1 protein-coding gene and 1 pseudogene are annotated in these 1,407 nt (G+C 42.6%); one reads left to right on the forward strand and one right to left on the reverse strand.

What is annotated here, in order from left to right:
- Positions 1 to 209: 209 nt before the first annotated feature.
- Positions 210 to 1,124, reverse strand: coding sequence for a Ycf66 family protein (locus tag PX636_RS18565; protein WP_287737614.1), 915 nt, complete (start codon positions 1,122 to 1,124; stop codon positions 210 to 212).
- Between the two features lie 198 nt (positions 1,125 to 1,322).
- On the opposite strand from PX636_RS18565, the pseudogene PX636_RS22935 reads away from it, so the two are divergent.
- Positions 1,323 to 1,407: pseudogene (locus PX636_RS22935) on the forward strand (WD40 repeat domain-containing protein); the annotation flags it as partial.

Raw genomic sequence — 1,407 nt, forward strand, 5'->3', positions numbered from 1 at the left:
CGGGGGTTATAAGGGATGTAACCCTTATATAGAAAGGCATTTGGCAATTTTTCTCAATTGTTTTCGATCTAGAACGAACTAATCAATTAAGTCTCTTGCCAGATAAGGATTTAGTCGATTTATGCCCCCCCTATCGAACCATACCAAGTAACGAAGAACCATTTCTTGGGTAATTATTGCCTAACCTACCCGCTCAATAATCTTAACTTTTAATCCGATGAGGGGGGATTTTCTGCGCTTGGCGATCGAGTTTCTGGGGGAGTATCTTCTCCGATAGTTTTTTCTGGGGGCAAATCTTCCTCTGGGGGGGAATTTTCTTCCCTTTGCGATCGAGTTTCTGGGGGAGTATCTTCTCCGATAGTTTCTTCTGGGGGCAAATCTTCCTCGGTAACTTCAATAATCACCGTTTCGCTAACAGCAATAGTTTCGACTTCAACATTGGCGACAGGTTCAGTCGGGGGAATTTCTGGGGGATTTTCGGAAGGGTTGATCTCTTCCGTTGCCAAATCAAAATCATCGAAATCATCGAAATCATCGAAAGTTTCCCCATCATCAATAATTTCTGCGGCTTTTTCCCCAATTTCTGTCACTGATTCTGTAATAGTTTCCCCGATAGCTGCCGCTGTTTCTATAACGGGATCCACCGTTTCTTGAGCTTTTTCCTCAATTTCTGTCACTGATTCTGTAATAGTTTCCCCGATAGCCGCGGCTTTTTCTATAACGGGGTCCACCGTTTCTTTAACCGTTTCTTTAACTTTTGCCGCTACTTTCTCAGCTTTAGCTTTAGTTTTAGGGGATTGAGAGGGAGTAACTTTCCCCAGACGATTGCCTAACCAACCGACAATAGTAAATAATTTAACCGGTTTGTCGGGATAAAAAAGTGCTTGTCTGAGTTTGAGAGTTTGCCAAGCGAAAGCAATAAATAAAATGGCCGCGGCAGCTTGTCCCAGGAGGATAGCGCCTGTAATCCTTCCCGCGCACAACCAGAGGACAAGGGCATAGAATAATCCTACCGCACTCCAGAGAAAATCATCTTGACGGTGGCGATCGGGGGCGATAAAAGCGGTGGTGAGGAGGTACAGACTACTCAATCCCACAACAACCGCTAGGATATAGGGCAACATTTGCGATTCTCCTTTGACATTTCCTTTTTTATTGTGCGTTATTTGGGGTCGATCGAGTCTATTTTTTGATTAATTTTCAAAATTATCGAGTCAGATAGTCTTTACCTGTGTTTATGAATAGCCAGCGTTAATATTAGGAAATTCTGGGTTTATCCTCTTATGCTGGTGCTGATCAGATTAAACAAGCTTTCGGATCAAATGATTAAGTTTTGGTCTTTAACAAGCAAAGAGGAATTAGGAACCCTTGATCAACCCACAGACAAACTGTTATCTTTAGCAATTA

The sequence above is a fragment of the Microcystis sp. M53598_WE2 genome, assembly GCF_030067735.1.
Taxonomy (GTDB): Bacteria; Cyanobacteriota; Cyanobacteriia; order Cyanobacteriales; family Microcystaceae; genus Microcystis; species Microcystis aeruginosa.

Bases quoted from the DNA above. Each gene is read 5' to 3' on its own strand.
- PX636_RS18565 (WP_287737614.1), bottom strand. From the start codon at position 1,124: ATGTTGCCCTATATCCTAGCGGTTGTTGTGGGATTGAGTAGTCTGTAC.